The organism is Chromohalobacter sp. 296-RDG, assembly GCF_029889885.1.
Lineage (GTDB): Bacteria > Pseudomonadota > Gammaproteobacteria > Pseudomonadales > Halomonadaceae > Chromohalobacter.
This window is the reverse complement of the sequence record NZ_JARANY010000003.1, coordinates 51,482-70,744: the sequence shown is the minus strand read 5'-3', so window position 1 is coordinate 70,744 and position 19,263 is coordinate 51,482. Positions and strand designations below refer to the sequence as shown.

The 19,263-nt window shown below is 59.3% G+C and carries 18 protein-coding genes; 14 read left to right on the top strand and 4 right to left on the bottom strand.

What is annotated here, in order from left to right:
• Positions 1-131: 131 nt before the first annotated feature.
• From OP495_RS02420 to OP495_RS02370, 11 genes are all read left to right on the top strand, one after another.
• Positions 132-1,586: a glyceraldehyde-3-phosphate dehydrogenase gene (locus OP495_RS02420; RefSeq protein ID WP_280566955.1), complete on the top strand. Its 1,455-nt coding sequence runs from the start codon at positions 132-134 to the stop codon at positions 1,584-1,586.
• A gap of 319 nt (positions 1,587-1,905) precedes the next feature.
• The gene (locus OP495_RS02415) at positions 1,906-3,255 is read left to right on the top strand and encodes a Na(+)-translocating NADH-quinone reductase subunit A (RefSeq protein ID WP_280566953.1); all 1,350 of its coding nucleotides are present in this window, start codon (positions 1,906-1,908) and stop codon (positions 3,253-3,255) included.
• Positions 3,256-3,257: 2 nt separating this feature from the next.
• Complete coding sequence (locus tag OP495_RS02410; RefSeq protein WP_280566950.1) at positions 3,258-4,493, top strand: NADH:ubiquinone reductase (Na(+)-transporting) subunit B; 1,236 nt, start codon at positions 3,258-3,260, stop codon at positions 4,491-4,493.
• Entirely contained in the window at positions 4,490-5,266 is a 777-nt protein-coding gene (locus OP495_RS02405) for a Na(+)-translocating NADH-quinone reductase subunit C (protein WP_280561876.1), read from the top strand. The genes OP495_RS02410 and OP495_RS02405 overlap by 4 nt, the downstream gene beginning before the upstream one ends.
• A 2-nt stretch (positions 5,267-5,268) precedes the next feature.
• Positions 5,269-5,943 (top strand): NADH:ubiquinone reductase (Na(+)-transporting) subunit D, encoded by a 675-nt coding sequence (locus tag OP495_RS02400; RefSeq protein WP_280561335.1) that lies wholly within the window; start codon positions 5,269-5,271, stop codon positions 5,941-5,943.
• The gene (gene nqrE, locus OP495_RS02395; RefSeq protein ID WP_280561334.1) at positions 5,943-6,563 is read left to right on the top strand and encodes an NADH:ubiquinone reductase (Na(+)-transporting) subunit E; all 621 of its coding nucleotides are present in this window, start codon (positions 5,943-5,945) and stop codon (positions 6,561-6,563) included. The genes OP495_RS02400 and nqrE overlap by 1 nt, the downstream gene beginning before the upstream one ends.
• Positions 6,564-6,585: 22 nt before the next feature.
• Positions 6,586-7,818: an NADH:ubiquinone reductase (Na(+)-transporting) subunit F gene (gene nqrF, locus OP495_RS02390; protein WP_280561333.1), complete on the top strand. Its 1,233-nt coding sequence runs from the start codon at positions 6,586-6,588 to the stop codon at positions 7,816-7,818.
• A complete protein-coding gene (locus tag OP495_RS02385; protein ID WP_280566948.1) occupies positions 7,815-8,867 on the top strand; it encodes an FAD:protein FMN transferase in 1,053 nt (350 codons plus the stop codon). Before nqrF ends, OP495_RS02385 begins: the two co-directional genes overlap by 4 nt.
• The gene (gene nqrM, locus OP495_RS02380; RefSeq protein ID WP_280561331.1) at positions 8,864-9,121 is read left to right on the top strand and encodes a (Na+)-NQR maturation NqrM; all 258 of its coding nucleotides are present in this window, start codon (positions 8,864-8,866) and stop codon (positions 9,119-9,121) included. Before OP495_RS02385 ends, nqrM begins: the two co-directional genes overlap by 4 nt.
• Before the next feature lie 174 nt (positions 9,122-9,295).
• Positions 9,296-10,714, top strand: a complete 1,419-nt coding sequence (sthA, locus tag OP495_RS02375; RefSeq protein WP_280561330.1) for a Si-specific NAD(P)(+) transhydrogenase — start codon at positions 9,296-9,298, stop codon at positions 10,712-10,714.
• Between the two features lie 132 nt (positions 10,715-10,846).
• Positions 10,847-11,131 carry a YrhK family protein gene (locus OP495_RS02370; protein WP_280561329.1) on the top strand — a complete coding sequence of 95 codons (285 nt, stop codon included), beginning with the start codon at positions 10,847-10,849 and terminating at the stop codon, positions 11,129-11,131.
• Between the two features lie 5 nt (positions 11,132-11,136).
• Here OP495_RS02370 and OP495_RS02365 read toward each other — a convergent pair whose 3' ends face one another.
• The 3 genes from OP495_RS02365 to OP495_RS02355 form a co-directional block, all read right to left on the bottom strand.
• Complete coding sequence (locus OP495_RS02365; RefSeq protein WP_280566946.1) at positions 11,137-11,997, bottom strand: DNA replication terminus site-binding protein; 861 nt, start codon at positions 11,995-11,997, stop codon at positions 11,137-11,139.
• A 139-nt stretch (positions 11,998-12,136) separates the two neighbouring features.
• A complete protein-coding gene (locus OP495_RS02360) occupies positions 12,137-13,036 on the bottom strand; it encodes a carbon-nitrogen hydrolase (RefSeq protein ID WP_280566944.1) in 900 nt (299 codons plus the stop codon).
• Between the two features lie 4 nt (positions 13,037-13,040).
• Positions 13,041-14,123, bottom strand: a complete 1,083-nt coding sequence (locus OP495_RS02355) for an agmatine deiminase family protein (RefSeq protein ID WP_280566942.1) — start codon at positions 14,121-14,123, stop codon at positions 13,041-13,043.
• 226 nt (positions 14,124-14,349) lie between these two features.
• Between OP495_RS02355 and OP495_RS02350 the strand changes: the two genes are divergently transcribed.
• On the top strand, positions 14,350-15,591 hold the full coding sequence (locus OP495_RS02350; RefSeq protein ID WP_280561875.1) for a lipoprotein-releasing ABC transporter permease subunit: 1,242 nt from the start codon (positions 14,350-14,352) through the stop codon (positions 15,589-15,591).
• Between the two features lie 10 nt (positions 15,592-15,601).
• Complete coding sequence (locus OP495_RS02345; protein ID WP_280566940.1) at positions 15,602-16,312, top strand: ATP-binding cassette domain-containing protein; 711 nt, start codon at positions 15,602-15,604, stop codon at positions 16,310-16,312.
• A 9-nt stretch (positions 16,313-16,321) separates the two neighbouring features.
• Here the strand turns inward: OP495_RS02345 and OP495_RS02340 are convergent, their stop codons facing one another.
• Entirely contained in the window at positions 16,322-16,849 is a 528-nt protein-coding gene (locus tag OP495_RS02340; protein WP_280561323.1) for a DUF2062 domain-containing protein, read from the bottom strand.
• A 120-nt stretch (positions 16,850-16,969) separates the two neighbouring features.
• Between OP495_RS02340 and OP495_RS02335 the strand changes: the two genes are divergently transcribed.
• Entirely contained in the window at positions 16,970-19,246 is a 2,277-nt protein-coding gene (locus OP495_RS02335; RefSeq protein WP_280566938.1) for a DNA internalization-related competence protein ComEC/Rec2, read from the top strand.
• The last annotated feature ends 17 nt before the right edge of the window (positions 19,247-19,263 follow it).

Below are 19,263 nucleotides of genomic sequence, written 5' to 3'. Positions count from 1 at the left end.
GCCCTGTAGTCAAGGTCCTGTTGGTGTAGTGGAATTACACCGCATGCGACCAAGCAAGCATTGCCAAGGAGATGAAAAGCTCCGGATAATGCGCTCGTTTTTCGTTCCCCGCTGCCGTGACGAGGCCCGCCGTGAGTCAAGAAAAGCTCGAGAGCTATTTTCAGGATTGGCAAGAAAACGAAGCATTGGCCGAGGAGATGATCCCCCTGCTGGGACGCCTCTACCGTAAGTACAATGTCGTACCATCCCTGTTTGGTCGTTCGTTGATCAATCGCTCGGTGATTCGCATTCTCAAGAATCATCGCTACGTCAAGAAGGTCGAGGGTACCGAACTTTCGGTGCGCGAGACGTTGCCGATGGTCGAGGCCATGACCGAACTCGAGCTGGGGCCGGCGCACATCGATATCGGCAAGTTGGGAGTGGCGTTCAAGCGCTCCGAGCAAGACGACATCAGGGCCTTCCTCGAAACGGAACTGGCCGATATCGTGGGTCGCCATGCCGATACCGGCATGGGTGGCGAGCCCAAGGATGTCGTGCTCTATGGCTTCGGGCGCATCGGTCGTTTGCTGGCGCGTATCCTGATCGAGAAAGCGGGTGGCGGTAACTTGCTGCGTCTGCGTGCCATTGTGGTGCGGGGCGGCGGCGATGACCTGGAGAAGCGTGCCAGTCTGTTGCGTCGCGATAGCGTGCATGGGCCTTTCGCCGGTTCGATCCGGGTCGATCATGAGAACGAGGCGATCATCGCCAACGGCAACTACATCCAGATCATTCATGCCGACTCGCCCAGTGAGATCGATTACACCGCGTATGATATCCAGAGTGCTCTAGTCGTCGATAACACCGGCAAGTGGCGTGACGCGGAAGGTCTGTCCCAGCATCTAGCGTCCAAGGGCGTGGCGAAGGTGTTGCTGACCGCGCCCGGCAAAGGCGATGTCAAGAATATCGTCCAAGGCATCAACCACGACGAGATGACCGACGACGACCGCGTGATTTCGGCGGCGTCGTGTACGACCAATGCGATCGTGCCCGTCCTCAAGGCGATCAACGACGAGTTCGGTATCGTGCATGGGCATGTCGAGACGGTGCATGCCTACACCAACGACCAGAACCTGATCGATAACTATCACAAGGGCGACCGGCGGGGGCGCAGTGCTGCGCTGAACATGGTGTTGACCGAAACCGGCGCCGCCAAGGCCGTGGCCAAGGCATTGCCCGAACTGTCGGGCAAGCTCTCCGGGAATGCCATTCGCGTGCCTACGCCTGATGTGTCCATGGCTATCCTCAACCTTACGCTGGACAAGGCCACTGACCGTGAGGCACTGAACGAGTACCTGCGCGACATGGCCTTGCATTCACGCATGCAAAAGCAGATCGATTACGTCGACTCGCCGGAGGTGGTGTCGTCCGATTTTGTGGGCAATCGCCATGCCGGCATCATCGATGCTCAGGCGACGATCGCCGATGATCGTCAGGTCGTGCTCTATGTGTGGTATGACAATGAATTCGGGTATAGCTGTCAGGTCGTGCGTATCCTCCAACACATGTCCAACGTGCGTTTCGTGTACTTGCCGCGCGAGACGCGCTGAGTATTCCCCGCCGTATCTCCGCTGCGCCCCGGAACCGGGGCGCAGTCGTGTCTCGCATGCGTCATCGTAAGCCCTGCACTTCCTAAGGTTATGTAGTGTTATGTAGTCATTCGGGACTTGTCTCTCTATAATGGTGCTCGATTTTGGGGACGGCCCTTGGCCATGGGCCGAAAGAAGCAATCGTCTGATAAGAAAAGAATCCGACCACCGTGAAGGTTGCCCGCGCTGTTCAGCATGGTTAAAAGACGCGTGGCAAGCGTGTGGCCGTTCATGGACCCCTTTCCTTTCGAAACATCAGATCCGACAACTGGGCGAGACTATGATCGAAGTCAAACGAGGCCTGGATCTCCCCATCGCCGGGTCGCCCGAGCAGCGCATATACGATGCGCCGCGCGTGCGGCAAGTGGCGATTCTTGGCACCGACTACGTGGGCATGAAGCCGACGATGGAGGTCCGAGAGGGGGACAAGGTGAAACTGGGCCAGCTATTATTCACCGACAAGAAAGTCCCGGGTGTACGGTTCACGGCACCAGGCGCAGGCGAGGTGGTGGCGATCAACCGTGGCGAGAAGCGGCGCCTGCTGTCGGTCGTCATCAAGCTCGATGATCACGAAGAGGCCGTACCCTTCACGGCGCATGGCGCGGACGCGCTGGATCGGTTGGAGCGCCAGACGGTCGTCGATCAACTGGTTGATTCAGGGCTCTGGACCGCATTCAGGACTCGCCCTTACTCTCGCACGCCCGCACCTGATGCTACGCCCGCCGATATTTTCGTTACCGCCATCGATACACATCCCCTTGCCGCCGACCCCAATGTGGTGATCGGTGAGGACGCCGCGGCGTTCGAGCAGGGGCTCAAAGTTCTCAAACACCTGACGCCGGGTCAGGTGTTCGTCTGCCATGGGCAAGGCGCCGAGCTACCGGGCCGCGAGCTCGAAGGCGTGCATTTCGAGGCCTTTGCTGGCCGGCATCCCGCTGGGCTGGTGGGTACTCATATCCATTATCTCTCCCCGGTGAGTCTTGCGCATCAGGTATGGCATCTCGGCTATCAGGATGTCATCGCCTTCGGCAAGATGTTTGCCGAAGGGCGCCTTGAAACACAGCGCGTAGTGGCCGTCGGCGGTCCGCGCGCCAAGCAGCCGCGCTTGTTGCGGACGCGCCTCGGGGCGAGCAGCAGTGAATTGCTGGAAGGCGAAATCGAAGCGCCCGAGGACACCCGCGTGATTTCAGGCTCGGTCTTCGGTGGCGAGATCGCCGAAGGTTCGCGGCGCTTCCTGGGGCGTTTCCATCGCCAGTTCTCGCTGCTCGAAGAGGGCAATAAGCGTGCCTTCCTGGGATGGCTGTCATTTGGGTTGCGGCGTCATTCGGTGATGGGCATCTATGTCTCTCAGTTTTTGGGGCTCAATCAGTATTCGCCGAATACGTCCACCAACGGTTCCGAGCGCGCCATGGTGCCGGTGGGCGCCTACGAACGCGTGATGCCGCTGGATATCATGCCGACGCAGTTATTGCGCTCTTTGATCGTGGGCGACATCGAGAGTTCGATGGAGCTTGGCTGTCTGGAGCTGGATGAAGAAGATCTCGCGCTTTGTACCTACGTTTGCCCCGGCAAGTACGAGTACGGCCCCATCCTGCGTGATAACCTCACCATGATCGAGAAAGAGGTCTGACGATGGGAATTCGTAATACGCTCGACAAGCTCGAGCCGCACTTTCACCAGGGTGGTAAATACGAGAAGTTCTACGCGCTGTACGAAGCGGTCGATACGATCTTCTATACCCCCCCGGACGTGACCAAGAGCACGGCGCACGTGCGTGATGGCATCGATCTGAAGCGCATCATGATCACGGTATGGCTGTGTACCTTTCCGGCGATGTTCTTCGGCATGTACAACGCCGGCCTGCAGGCCAACATGGCAATCGGCGACGGCTTCGGTGCGCTGAGCGGATGGCGTGAAGCCATCACCATGGCGCTGGCGGGGAGTCACGATCCCGGCAGCATCTGGGCCAATTTCGTACTGGGTGCCACTTATTTTCTGCCTATCTATCTGATGACCTTCGTCGTCGGCGGGTTCTGGGAAGTACTGTTCGCCGTCAAGCGTGGCCACGAGGTCAATGAAGGCTTCTTCGTCACTTCCGTGCTGTATGCGCTGATCCTGCCGGCGACTATTCCATTGTGGCAGGTGGCCTTGGGGATTACCTTCGGGGTCGTGATCGGCAAGGAAATCTTCGGCGGCACCGGCAAGAACTTCCTGAATCCGGCGCTGACCGGGCGCGCCTTCTTGTATTTCGCCTATCCGGCGCAGATCTCCGGCGATAGCGTATGGGTCCCTGCCGACGGTTATACCGGCGCTACCGCGCTCTCCGCGGCGGCCCAGAACGGCATGGGTGCCGTGCAGCAGGCATATAGCTGGTGGGACGCCTTCCTGGGCTTCATCCCTGGCTCGGTAGGGGAAACCTCGACATTGGCGATCCTCATCGGCGCGGTGGTCTTGCTGATCACGCGTATCGCCTCGTGGCGTATCATGCTGGGCGTGTTCGTGGGCATGGCGCTGACCGCGATGCTGTTCACCACCATCGGCTCGAATAGCAATCCGATGTTCGGTATGCCGTGGTACTGGCATTTCGTGCTTGGCGGCTTCGCCTTCGGTATGGTGTTCATGGCCACCGACCCGGTATCGGCGTCGATGACTGATCGTGGCAAGTTGCTGTTCGGCCTCTTGATCGGGGTGATGACGGTATTGATCCGCGTGGTCAATCCCGCGTTTCCGGAAGGCATCATGCTGGCGATTCTGTTCGCCAACCTGTTCGCGCCGATGATCGATCACTTCTTCGTGCAGGCCAATATCAAGCGCCGCCAGAAGCGTGATGCCGCGTACTCCACCGCGACGACCGAGGAGGCCACCTGATGGCCAGTAACAATTCCATCAAGAAGACGCTAACGGTCGCACTCGCGCTTTGCATCGTGTGCTCGGTGGTGGTATCGACTGCTGCTGTGGTCTTGCAGCCTACCCAGCAGAAGAACCAGGAGCTCGACCGCAAGAGCAACATCCTGCAGGTGGCCAATCTCTATGAGCCGGGGATGGACGTCGACGATGCGTTCGATGAGTTGATTACCTCGCGTGTGATCAATTTGAAGACCGGCGAGTACAGTGATCGTTTCGATCCGCAAAGTTACGATCAGTTCGATGCCGCCAAAGACCCGGCGACATCACGCACCTTGTCCGGTGAAGAGGATAGCGCTGGCATCGGGCGTGAAGAGATGTACTCGACGGTCTATCTGGTGGGTGACGACCCCGATGACCCGGACCAGATTATTCTGCCGATTCGTGGACAAGGGCTGTGGGGGCTGATGCGTGGCTTCTTCGCCATTGAAGGCGATGGTAACACCATCGTCGGATTGTCCTACTACTCTCATTCCGAAACGCCGGGGCTTGGCGGCGAGGTCGACAATCCCCGTTGGAAGGCGAAGTGGCAAGGCAAGAAGATTTATGCAGAAGATGGCATGAATCCCGACATCTCCCTGGTCAAGGGCGGTGCCGAGAGCAAGTATGAAGTCGATGCCTTGTCGGGGGCGACGCTGACGAGCCGCGGCGTGACCAATATGCTGCATTTCTGGCTGAGCGAGAGTGGCTTCGGCCCCTATCTCGCCCGCTTCCACGGCAACTCCGAAGGAGCGTGAACATGGCTGCTGATTCCGTAAAAGACGTTGTTCTCTCGCCGGTCTTCAAGAACAACCCGATCGCGCTGCAGGTGCTGGGGATTTGTTCGGCACTGGCGGTGACCAACTCCATGAGTGTGTCGTTGGTCATGGGCCTGGCCGTTATCGCGGTCACGGCGTGTTCCAACCTGTTCGTTTCATTGATTCGTCAGCATATTCCGTCGTCGATCCGCATCATCGTGCAGATGACCATCATTGCCTCGCTGGTCATCGTGGTCGATCAGGTGCTCAAGGCGTATGCCTACGAGATGTCCAAGCAGTTGTCGGTCTTCGTCGGGCTGATCATCACCAACTGCATCGTCATGGGCCGTGCCGAGGCCTATGCCATGCAAAATGGCCCCGTCATGAGCTTTCTCGATGGGGTCGGTAACGGCTTGGGTTATGCCATGATTCTGCTCGTTGTCGGCTTCTTCCGTGAGCTGTTCGGGTCCGGTAGCGTCTTCGGCTTCACTGTGCTGACGCCGGTGCAGGACGGTGGCTGGTATGTGCCCAACGGCCTGATGCTGTTGCCGCCCTCGGCATTCTTCGTCATTGGCTTGATGATCTGGGTTCTGCGGAGCATTCGTACCGAGCAGGTCGAAAAAGCCGAGTACCGAATCGTGGCCAACAGCAAGGCTAAGATTAAGGAGTCCGTGTGATGTTCGAGCATTACCTGAGCCTCTTCGTCAAGGCAGTGTTCGTGGAAAACATGGCACTGGCTTTCTTTCTCGGCATGTGCACGTTTCTTGCCGTTTCCAAGAAAGTTTCCTCGGCCATCGGGCTGGGGATCGCGGTCGTGGTGGTGCTAACCATCACCGTGCCGGTCAATAACCTGATCCTGACGTATCTGTTGAAGGAAGGGGCTCTGACCTGGACGGGCCTTGAAGGCGCCGAAAATATCGACCTGTCGTTTTTGGGACTTTTGAGTTATATCGGGGTCATTGCAGCACTGGTGCAGATCCTCGAGATGTTTCTCGATAAGTTCGTCCCCTCGCTCTATAACGCGCTGGGGGTTTTCCTGCCGTTGATTACGGTGAATTGCGCGATTCTCGGCGCTTCACTGTTCATGGTCGAACGTAGCTATAATTTCGGCGAGTCTGTGATCTACGGTGCCGGGGCTGGCTTCGGCTGGGCGCTGGCGATCACTGCATTGGCGGGGATTCGTGAAAAGCTCAAGTACAGTGACGTGCCGGCCAGCCTCCAAGGGTTGGGGATCACCTTCATTACCGTCGGACTGATGTCACTGGGCTTCATGTCCTTCTCCGGCATCCAGCTCTAGGCAACGGAAATAGGAAACCGACATGGTCAATACATCCATCATCGTGCTCGGCGTCGTCATGTTCACCGTGATCGTGCTTGGTCTGGTGGTCGTGATCCTGACGGCGCGCAGTCGTCTGGTCAGCAGTGGCGACGTCTCCATCGAGATCAACGGCGATCCCGAGAACACCTTGACGACCCAGGCAGGCGGCAAGTTGCTGCAAACGCTGGCCGCCAATGGCATCTTTCTTTCCTCCGCATGCGGCGGTGGCGGTTCCTGCGCACAGTGCAGATGCCGCGTGGCGGATGGCGGGGGCTCGATTCTGCCCACCGAAGAGTCTCACTTCACCCTGCGTGAGAAGAAGGAGGGCTGGCGGCTGTCTTGTCAGGTCCCGGTCAAGCAGGACATGAAGGTCGAGGTTCCCGAGGAGGTCTTCGGCGTCAAGAAGTGGGAATGTGAGGTCACCGAGAATCCCAACGTCGCCACCTTCATCAAGGAGCTCAACCTCAAGCTTCCTGAAGGCGAGGATGTGGCTTTCCGGGCCGGGGGCTATGTCCAACTGGTGGCGCCGCCTTACGACATCAAGTTCTCTGACTTCGAGATCGAAGATGAATATCGCGGCGATTGGGACAAGTTCAATCTCTTCGATACCTCCCACAAGAGCGACGAGGAGATCATCCGCGCGTACTCGATGGCGAATTACCCGGATGAAAAGGGTATCCTCAAGTTCAACATTCGTATCGCTACGCCGCCGCCCAATACCGATCATCCCCCTGGGGTCATGTCGACGTATACCTTCGCGCTCAAGCCGGGTGACAAGGTGACGGTGATGGGACCCTTCGGTGAGTTCTTTGCCAAGGAATCCGATGCGGAAATGATCTTCATCGGTGGTGGTGCAGGCATGGCGCCCATGCGCAGCCATATCTTCGATCAGCTCAAGCGCCTTGAATCGAAGCGCAAGATCTCGTTCTGGTACGGTGCCCGCTCCTGGCGTGAGACCTTCTATAATGAAGAATACGATCAGTTGGCTGCAGAGTTCGAGAATTTCGAATGGCATCTCGCGCTCTCCGACCCCTTGCCAGAGGATAACTGGGAAGGCGACACCGGCTTCATCCATAACGTACTTTACGAGAAGTACCTCAAGGATCATCCGGCGCCGGAAGATTGCGAATACTATATGTGCGGCCCGCCGATCATGAACGCATCCGTCATCAAGATGCTGACCGACATGGGTGTAGAGCCTGAAAACATCATGCTGGATGACTTCGGCGGATGAGACTGACAGCACACTGTGCAGGGCCGGCCTGGAAAGGGCTGGTCCTGTTTGTATTATTGGTGCTGGCTGGTTGCGATCAACCGCCGCAGGCGCATCGCTTCGAGGGCCCCATCTTCGGGACGGGGTATCATGTGACCGTCTATGGCGACTTCAGCGATAAGCAACTTGCCTCGCTGGATGATGGAATCAAGGAGTCGCTCGACAAGGTCGACAACTTGATGTCGACCTACAAGGCCGACTCGGAGTTGTCGCGTTTCAATGCCGCGCCAGTGGATGAACCGTTCGAGCTGTCATCGTCGACGGCCAGCGTGATCGGGGAAGCCATCGACATCGGCGATCTCTCGAATGGCGCTTTCGATGTCACCATCGGTAGCGTGGTCAACCTGTGGGGCTTCGGTCCCGAGATGCGTCCGGACGAAGTGCCCAGCGATGATAAAATCGCCCAGGCGCTGGACAAGGTCGATTACCAGGCGTTGAAGTTGAAAGGCAATCACCTGACCAAGACCAAGCCAGTGTATGTCGATCTTTCGGGCATCGCCAAGGGGTTCGGGGTCGACCAAGTGGCGGCTCGCCTGGATGCGCTGGGCGTGACGTCTTATCTCGTGGAAGTCGGCGGCGAGATCCGCACGCGGGGGGAAAAGCCCAATGGCGAGCCTTGGCGTATCGCCGTGGAAAAACCGGTTTCTCGGGAACGTAGCGTACAACGCGTGCTCGAACTCGAAGACGTGGCGGTGGCGACATCGGGGGATTACCGCAATTATTACGAAGAAGATGGGCAGCGTTTTTCGCATACCATCGATCCGCGTACCGGTCGCCCGATCACGCATCACCTTGCCTCGGTGACGGTCGTTTCCGAGCGTAGTGCGACGGCCGATGGGCTGGCGACGGCTCTGGAGGTCCTGGGGCCCGAAAAAGGCATGGCGTTGGCCAACCGCGAGGATATTGCGGCGTATTTCATCGTCAAAACCGATGAGGGTTTCAAGACAGAGCTCAGCGAGGCGTTTCATACCTATCTTGCGGATGAGTCGTCCGAAGGGGAAAAGCAATGACAGTATGGCTTTTGGTATTCGCATTGATGCTGTTGCTGTTGGCCGGCATGGCCATCGGCGTCATTCTCGGCCGTAAGCCCATCGCAGGTTCGTGCGGGGGACTCAATCAGTTGGGCCTCAAGGAGGGATGCGATATCTGTGGCGGGGACGACAAGGCCTGCGAAGAAGAGAATCAAAAGCGCCGCAAGAGTGGGCGTCGTTCCAGCGACGAGAATCGGGGCGCCGACCTCGGCTACGACGCCGTTCGACGCTGATTGCACTCGTCAATCAATACTGACGTGGAATCGTTGGTTGAGTCCAAGGCGCCTTAGGGCGTGTCCCGACATGATATCGCGGGAAATCCGGGTATGCGCCCTGTAGGCGGCACGTCCCGTCATTCCCGCTTGCCGTGGCCAGTCTTGCGTTGAGGCTTATCGCAGCGGTTCCTCATGCATCGAGAGGAGCAGGCGAACCTAATGGCAGTTCACAATTATGATGTGGTGGTGATTGGCTCGGGCCCCGCAGGAGAAAGCGCGGCGATCAACGCGGCCAAGCATGGCAAGCGTGTGGCCATCGTCGAGAAGCAACAAGCGGTGGGCGGCAACTGCACTCACTGGGGCACGATTCCCTCCAAGGCGCTACGCCACCAGGTCAAGCAGATCATGCAGTTCAATACCAACCGCATGTTCCGCGATATCGGCGAACCGCGCTGGTTTTCCTTTCCTCGTGTGCTCGAACGTTCCAAGGTGACCATTGACCAGCAGGTCGAGATGCGCACCCAGTTCTATTCACGCAATCGCATCGATCTTTTCTTCGGCGTGGCGAACTTCCGTGACGAGCACACTCTGATCGTGCGAGACAATCAGGAAGGCGTCGAGGAGTTGTGCGCTCAGCAGTTCGTGATTGCCACGGGCTCTCGCCCTTATCGTCCCGCCGATATCAACTTCCGGCATCCACGCATTTATTGCGCGGACACCGTCCTGGGGCTTTCTCATACGCCCCGTACCTTGATCATCTTCGGGGCCGGGGTCATCGGCTCCGAGTATGCGTCGATCTTTTCAGGACTCGGTGTCAAGGTCGACTTGATCGATATGCGCGAGCGTTTGCTGTCGTTCCTCGACGATGAGATCAGCGACGCGCTTTCCTACCATCTGCGCCAGAATGGTGTATTGGTGCGCCATAACGAAGAATACGAAAGCATCGAAGGCGATGAGTCCGGGGTGATCGTCAAGCTCAAGTCCGGCAAGCGTCTGCGCGCGGATGCGTTTCTGTGGGCCAATGGGCGTACCGGCAATACCGATCAATTGGGGCTGGAAAACATCGGGCTCGAACCCAATGGGCGCGGGCAGCTACAGGTCGATGACCATTATCGCACCATGGTGCCGCATATCTATGCCGTGGGGGATGTCATCGGTTGGCCGAGTCTGGCCAGTGCCGCCTACGACCAGGGGCGTAGTGCCAGCGATGACTTCCTGGAAGAAGACTTCCGCTTCGTCGAGGATATCCCCACCGGTATCTACACGATTCCCGAGATCAGCTCGGTAGGCAAGAACGAGCGCGAGTTGACCGAAGCCAAGGTGCCTTATGAGATAGCGCAGGCGTTCTTCAAGGACACCGCGCGTGCGCAGATCACCGGGGACACGGTGGGGATGCTCAAGATTCTGTTCCATCGCGAGACACTCGAGATTCTGGGCATTCATTGCTTCGGCGACCAGGCTTCCGAGATTGTGCATATCGGCCAGGCCATCATGCAGCAAAAGGGCGAGGCCAATACCCTGAAGTATTTCATCAATACCACCTTCAACTATCCGACCATGGCCGAGGCGTATCGCGTTGCGGCGCAAAACGGACTGAATCGTATATTCTGATACGCGCCAATAGGGGGCTTGCGGTCGAAGGCCTCGGGCATTTGCCGGCCTGGATCGGCATTCGACGAGCCGGCACTTTTGCCGGCTCGTTGCATTGGGGCATCTATCGTCACATGAGCACAAGGAGGTTTTATGTATCGGGAGGACAAGCAGCATAGCGACGAAACGACGTTTACGTTGGGACGCGAAGAGTTGACCATCCACCATCGCCACGAATTGGCCAGCACGATAAACGACCTCTTGCTGGGGCTGTGGTTCACGATCGGCAGCGTATGTTTCTTCTACCAAGGCAGCGTCAAGGAGGCGGGCGTCTGGCTATTCGTGTTGGGCAGCGTGCAACTGCTTATCCGTCCGTTGATTCGTTTGCATCGCCAGATCACGCTCAAGCAGTTGCCTGCAAGTAGTCAGGAATTCTGAAGCGACTAGCGGTAGCGATAGACCCGCAAGCTGGGCAGGAAGGGCGTGTCTTCGAGCTTCGTGTCGGCACGTTGGGCGCGAGTTCGCTTGTCGGGCGGCTTTGCCTTCGGAGCGTTGTGCGAAGGCAGGCGAGCGTCTTCGCTGGGAATGAATAGAGGCAGTGGTAGATTCATGGCACGACGCATGCGCCCATCGGCCAGCGCTTCATGAAAGAACAGGTTGGCGCGCATGACGGGGGCCTGAGTTTGTACCTGTGCCAATGGCTCGCCGTCGGGAATATCCGCCAAGTGGCGTAGCTGAATGCGAATATGTGGGCTTTCGGTATCCATTTCCAAAAGCCGCCGTTCGGCATCACGTACGCTCAAGCGCTTGATGGAGCGCCCGCTGGTATACCAGGCGAGACGCACGCGCGACAGCGGCGCGTCCGCCACGGGTAGGTGTCGCCAGCATTGCTTGAGGTGCAGACGTGCCAAGCCTTGGCCGCGTAGATGGCTGTGCAGTGTGGGATGACGAAAGGGCAGCACGGCCTTGATCTCGTGGAGCAGGTTCGGTGCGTCTTGACGAATCTCGGCCAGTGTCGCCGCGAATGTCTGCTTGGCGTGATTGATGTCGGCGACGTATGCCAGCAATGTGGGGGTGGCGGCGATCAGGCCGATGTAATTGCGCGTCGCGCGACCGTCTTGTCCATCTTGATACCAGAAGTCGAGTAGTGCATGGCGTAGCCATGCGATATCGAAGGGAGTATCGCCCAGTACCCAGCCTCTCGGGGGAGCGTGTTCGACATGCTCGATGAGTGCCTCGCAGGCTTCGATCACATGATCGAAGTCGTGCTCGAGTCGGGCCAGGAGGTGATATTGCCGCTCCATTTTTATACCGTTATATCCATTCTAATGGCCCTATAGTGGCAAGCTTGGTGCGTCTTGGCAAGTATGCCTGGCGTTCAATGTCGGTCGTGTGAGATGGGCCGCGCCTGCCCATGGATGGCGGGCCAGTACGGCCCGCCACTCAACGGTCGCGGTAACGCTTGGTGAGATCGGCGTAGGCATCGACGCGTCGGTCACGCAGGTATGGCCAAGCTCGCCGCACTTGTTCGCTACGTGTCATGTCGAGCTCGGCCAATAGATGCGTCGTTTCATCGCCGGCCTGGGCCAATATCTCGCCCTGTGGACCGCAGATGAAGCTACCGCCCCAGAAGTCGATGCCCGACGTCGCATGCGAAGGGTCTGCTTCGTGACCGACGCGATTGGCGACCAAGACCGGTAGGCCATTGGCCACGCCATGCGAGCGCTGAATCAATGTCCAGGCGTCTTTCTGGCGGTGCTTCTCGGCGTCGTCATCGGACTGGCTCCAGCCGATGGCGGTGGGATAGAGCAAGAGCTCGGCCCCGGCGAGGGCCATCAGGCGCGCGGCTTCCGGGTACCATTGATCCCAGCAGACCAAGACACCGAGCCGGCCGACGGACGTCTCGATGGGCTCGAATCCGGTATTTTCTTCGGCATCGCCGGGCGTGAAATAGAATTTTTCGTAGAACCCTGGATCGTCGGGAATATGCATCTTGCGATAGTGGCCCACGCGGCCTCGCTGGCGGTCAAATACCACGGAAGTATTATGGTAGAGTCCCGCAGCGCGGCGTTCGAAAAGCGATCCGACGAGCACGACGTCGAGTTCGGCGGCGAGGGCAGCGAGATGCTGGGCGCTGGGGCCGTCGAGTGGTTCGGCCAGATCGAACAGGCTATCGTCTTCGGTTTGGCAGAAGTAGTGCGTGGCATGCAGTTCCTGAAGCAGGATCAGTTCGGCGCCTTTCTCCGCCAGCTCACGAATGCCAACGTCGCTTTCTTGCAGACTACGGGCCTTGTCGGGCCAGGATCGTTGCTGAACGAGTCCTACCTTGAGCGTCGAAGGCATGGCGTCACTCCTTGTTATTGGTAACGTTGTCATGGGGATCGGCGGCGGACGCGGTGAAGAAAGCGCCGCGTGGTAGCTGCATGGTCAGGCAGTGGAGGCTGCCATGTTGGCGGATCACGGTGCGACAGTCGATGGGAATGATATCGCGTCCGGGGAACGCGCTGGCCAGTGCCGTCAAGGCCACGCCATCGGCAGCATCGGCATAGGTGGGCACGAGCACCGCACCGTTGATGATCAGGAAGTTGGCATAGGTGGCGGGCAGGCGGTGGCCATCATCGGGGTCATAGCATGCGCGCGGCAAGGGCAAGGGAATAAGGCGATAAGGCTCGCCATCGGCGCGCCGAAAGGCCTTGAGCTCGCTCTCCATCTGCGTTAACGCGGGGAAATGCGGGTCGTCGGGGTCTTCGCAGCGTACATAAGCGATAGTCTCGGCATCGCAAAAACGGGCCAAGGTGTCGATGTGGCTATCGGTATCGTCACCTTCGAGATGGCCTTGAGTGAGCCACAGGCAACGCTCGATGCCCATGTCATCGCGCAAAGCGGCTTCGATGTCTTCACGCGTCAGGTGAGGATTACGGTTCGGATTGAGCAGGCAAGTTTCGGTGAGCAGTAACGTGTCATCGCCGTCACCCTCGATGGCGCCGCCTTCCAGGACCATCTCGCGAGCCTCCCGCGGGGCGGCGTAAATCCCCATATCCGAGAGGGCCGCAGTCAGGGCGTTATCGCGCTCGGCTGCGAACTTACCGCCCCAGCCCGTGAAGCCATAATCGAGCAGCATGATCTTGCCGTCGCGTTCGATGGCAATCGGCCCGTGGTCGCGGGTCCAGGTGTCGTCCGACGGCGCTTCAATGAGGTGCCATTGCTTGGGATGAATGCCCAGGCGGGAAAAGCGTGAATCGAGGCGTTGGCGTGTCACGTCATCGGCGACGATAACCAATACGGGCTGATATCGTGTGATCGCTACGACCAAGGCTTCCAGAGAGGCTTCGATACGCTCGAGCAGGGGCTCCCAATCGCTTTCGGCACTGGGCCACGTGAGTTGAATGGCGTCCTGGGGATGCCATTCGGGGAACAGGCGTGGGAGCATTGCGGTCTCCTATGGGGGTTGAGGCACGACGCCGTGGCAGGATCTCGTTGTCATGTCGATGATGACGGTAGCTGCAGGATTTTAGTCCTCGCCGACACGGATGCAAGTACTACCAGGTGCTGCCCATGATGATGCCATCGAATGGTTTTTTCGCCGTCATTGGCTCATGCAGGAGCATGCAAAAACACGTACCATGAGCCCGGCTCATACCAAGGAATCGATGTCGATGCTGGATCGCTTGCCGTTTCTTATCGGATTGCGCTATGTACGCGCGAAACGTCGCAACCATTTCATTTCATTCATATCCCTGACGTCCATGCTGGGCTTGATGCTGGGCGTGGCGGTATTGATCCTCGTGTTGTCGGTCATGAACGGATTCGATCATGAATTGCGGACACGCATATTGGGCATGGTGCCGCATACCAAGATCGAAGCCCAAGGGGGCATGACGGACTGGAAAGCACTCGCCGAACGCCTGGAGAAGCGTGACCACGTCATCGGCGCGGCGCCGTACGTTCAGCAGCAAGGCATGTTTTCCTCTGAAGGACGTACCCAGGGAGCTATGGTCAACGGGATCAAGCCGAGCTATGAAGGCAAGGTGTCGATCATCGACGAGCACATGACGCAAGGCTCGCTAGACGATCTTGCGCCCGGCGAGTGGCATGTGGTGCTGGGTGACTTGCTGGCACGCAACCTTGGCGTGGGCGTGGGGGATCGCGTGACATTGCTGGTACCCGAGGCCTCGATTACGCCGGGGGGCGTTTTCCCACGCCTCAAGCGTTTCACCGTCAGTGGCATCTTCAAGATAGGCGCCGATCTCGATGCCAATCTGGCCTATGCCAATATCAAGGACATGCAGAAGCTGGGTCGCCTGGGAGATTCGGTCGGTGGCCTACGCCTGGAACTGGATGATCTCTTCCAGGCGGGATCGGTCACCAATGCGATCGTAGACGATCTGGGCAGTGGTTACCGTGGGATTGACTGGACCTATACCCACGGCAACCTGTTTCAGGCGATCCAGATGGAAAAACGCATGATCGGGTTGTTGTTGATGGTGATCGTCGCCGTAGCGGCATTCAACATCGTCTCCACATTGGTCATGGTGGTGACGGACAAGCATGCTGACATCGCGATCTTGCGGACCATCGGTGCCAAGCCGGGGACCATCATGCGTATCTTCATGGTGCAGGGCATGACGATCGGGCTCATCGGTATCGTCGTGGGAGTGGCGCTCGGTGTAGTGCTGGCGTTGTCGGTCTCGGACTTGATTGCCTGGTTCGAAGCATTGACGGGTATCCAATTCTTGGATCCTAACGTCTATTTCATCAGCTATCTGCCTTCGCAGCTTCAGTGGGGCGACGTGGGTATCATCTCGGGATCGGCTTTCGTGCTGACATTCCTGTCGACGCTGTATCCCGCTTGGCGTGCGGCGCGTATTCAACCGGCCGAGGTATTGCGTTATGAATGAGGAAACCGCGATGGCGTCGAATGGCGCTTCCGCATTCGCCAACAATGAGATCATGCTGCAGTGCGATGGCCTGACGCGTATTTATCGCGAGGGCCCGCAGGACGTTACGGTGCTCGATGCGCTGGAACTGGAAGTGCGTGCCGGTGAGCGGGTTGCCGTAGTGGGTAGCTCGGGATCAGGTAAGACCACACTGCTTAATCTCTTGGGCGGCGTCGACCGCCCAAGTGCAGGGCATGTACGCATTGCCGGTCAGTCGCTCGCCGAGATGGGGGAGGCCGCACTGGGGAGCTTTCGCAATCGACATATCGGCTTCGTGTACCAGTTCCACCATCTGCTGGCAGAGTTTTCGGCGCTGGAAAATGTCGCCATGCCATTGCTCATTCGCGGGCAAAAGCGGCAGGAGGCGCAGGAAAAAGCGCGTGACATTCTTTCCCGCGTGGGCATGGCAGAGCGTTGCGAGCACAAGCCGGGCGAACTTTCGGGCGGGGAGCGGCAACGCGTAGCGATAGCACGCGCCTTGGTGACCGATCCCAGCCTGGTACTGATGGATGAGCCGACCGGTAATCTCGATCAGACCACGGCGGGCAATATTCTGTCGTTGATGGATAGTCTTGCAGCACGTAGCGCCTGCGCCTTCATCATCGTCACCCATGACACTGGCCTCGCCGCCCACCAGGACCGCGTGATGCGCCTGGATCAGGGTCGTCTTAGCGCGGACTGAGTCAGGAGTTCACGTCTGACGCTGGCGGCGCCGTCGTGCGCGACGCTGCCAGCTTCGGGCCACCTGCCAACGCCAAATCAGTCGAATGATCAGGTTGCTGAGTAACCCCACGATGATCGCCACCACGAGCGAGCCCGTCAGCAAGGCGGGCAAGATATCCGCCATTTTCTCGGCAACCCAGGTCGTAGATAGTCTATCCGGCATGTGCCGCGCGGGCGTATCCAGAAGCCAGGTGCCCACCCGGTAGTTGAAGTAGAAGATCACCGGCATGGTAAGCGGATTGGTCAGCCAGACGAGGCTGACCGACAAAGGCAGGTTGCAGCGCAGCAGCCAAGCACCGAAAGCAGCGACGACCATCTGTAATGGTATGGGGAGTAGCGCAACGAAGAGCCCCACCATGAACGCATTGCCTACGCTACGGCGCGACAGCATCCATAGAGACGGATCGCCCAGCAGGTGGTGCATGAAACGCAACGATCTTTGGCGTTTCAGCGTTTCCGGCCGGGGCATGTAACGCTGCAGAAGTCGGCGGGGCATGGTCCACGAGCTATCGAAGTGTCGATTCATTATCCATACAACTCTGGGCTCTCGCTATCGTTGCGCTCCAGCGCGCAGCAGTCGATGATATATCACCATTAGCTAAGACAAGGGTGATGAATGAACCTGGGGTGGGCGATGCCGCTGGCTCTGGCGGCACTCGTCGGCAGTGTCTGGGGTTGGTGGGGACTGGTCAGCGGTATTTGTGTGTGGGGGCTGGCCGTTGTGTTGGCTGTGGCGCGCGGACGCCGGCGGTGGCTTGTGATGCTTGTCGTGGCGGGGTTATGCGCGTGGCAGGTGACCGAGCAGCGCGTAGGCACGTTGCCTGAGGGCTTGTCGCGTCAGGATATTACGCTCGTCGGGCGGGTAACGCAGGTCAGTGAAGATCAAGGGCTGACACGCATGCGCGTCGCGGTGACTCATTGCGCGCCGCAAGAGGCAGGTTTGCCGTCATGCGATGCGCTTTCGAAGGTGCGGCTGTCATGGTACGACGCCCCGTCCTTGCATGTCGGTGACCGTTGGCGATGGCGCGTGCGCATGCGTCCGCCGCAGGGCTTCGCCAATGGTTACGGCTTCGATTATGCGGCTTGGCTATGGCGCGAGGGCATCCAGGCGACGGGGTATGTGCGTGATTCGTCCGTGACACAGCGTTTGATGACCGCGTCTCCTGATATGCGCGATGCCGGCTTGGCGTTTGTGGATGCGCAGTCGTTGTCCGAGCTTGCTACCCGCTGGCTGGCGGCGCTTACCCTGGGGGCGAGTGAGCGTCTGACGCAAGACGACTGGGATTTGCTCAACGCGACCGGCACCACGCACCTGATGGTGATTTCCGGATTGCATGTCGGCTTGGTGGCAAGCGTGACGCTGGTGTTGCTGCGTCTGCTGGCGCGAGGTGTGACGCCAGGGCATTGGCGCCTCGCGACTTGGCCGTGGTGGCTAGCAGGGCTTGCGGCGCTGGGATATGCCGCTATGGCAGGGTTCGAACCGCCCGCGCTACGTGCCACAGTGATGGCCTTGCTAGGGTTGTGGGTGGCCAGCGGACGTCATGCGCCAGGGCCTTGGCAGGCCTGGTGGCTGGCGTTGCTGGTGATCGTTGTGAGTGATCCTCTGGCGCTGTGGCGCCCCGGGCTATGGCTATCGTTTCTGGCGGTGGGCGTTTTGATCGCGGCCTGGCAGGGGCGTCCCGCGCCGCGTGGTGTGCGAGGATGGCTGTGGGCACTGGCGCGTTCGCAATGCTTGCTGGCGCCGTTCATGGCTGCCGCTGTGCTGGTCGGTTTCGAACGGTTGGCGCCGGTGGGGCCGCTGGTCAACCTGCTTGCGGTGCCACTGGTCGGCAGCATCATGGTGCCGCTGGGTCTGCTAGGCTGGGCGCTGGCCTGGTCGCCGAGTCTGGCGATGCTCCCGTGGGGAGTGTTCGATGTGCTCGCACAGGGCGTTTGGCAAGGACTGACGCTGGCTGCCGCATGGCTGCCTGTGTGGTCACCGCCGATATGGGAAACGTGGCCGCTGGCACTGATATTGGCGGCGCTAGGCGTGGTGTGGCTGATTCCCGGGCTGGTGGGGTATCTACGCCTATGGGCCTCGGTGAGTCTGATTGCCTTGGCGTTCGTCCTGCGTCCACCCGCTATTGCGCCGGGGCGGGTCGTGGTCACTGTGCAGGATGTGGGGCAGGGGCAGTTGGTCGAGCTGCGCAGTGCCACGCAACATCTGCTGTTCGACACCGGGCCACGCTATGGCTCGGGATTCACTCCCGCAGAGTCGCTGTGGCCACCGGGGCGGCACTTCGACGATGTCATCGTCAGTCATAGCGATCGCGATCATGCCGGTGGCGTAGAGACGATTGACAGGATGCATCATGTCGCGCGCTGGTGGGGGCCGCCGGAGATGCCCGTAGGCATTGCCACACGGGCTTGTCGCCGGGGCGTGGAGTGGCAAAGGGACGGCGTCGACTATCGGTTTCTATCGCCCGTGGCGGGTGACGTGACGCGCTCCGATAATGATCGTTCGTGCGTATTGCAGGTAACGGCTGGCGATCAACGCCTGCTGATCACGGGAGATGCGGGCAGCGACATCGAGCAGCGCTTGCTGGCGGGGTTCGCGACCCCATTGACGGTCCTGGTCGCGGGGCATCATGGCAGTCGCACCAGTTCCTCGCCGGCGTTCGTGGCCCGCACTCGGCCGGAGCACGTCATCTTCAGCGCTGGCCGGTATAATGCACATGGGCATCCGCATCCCGAAGTGGTGCGCCGTTTTCGTCGCGTCGGCAGTTGCTTATGGAATACTGCCACGGACGGCGCGTTGCGCTTCACGTTGGGTGGACCGGCGCCGCGCATGCATCCGGCGCGCCCGCTCGGCGGTGTCGAAGGGGCGTGCATTGGGGTAGAATCCGACGTTTGATGCTTGTGCATCGTATT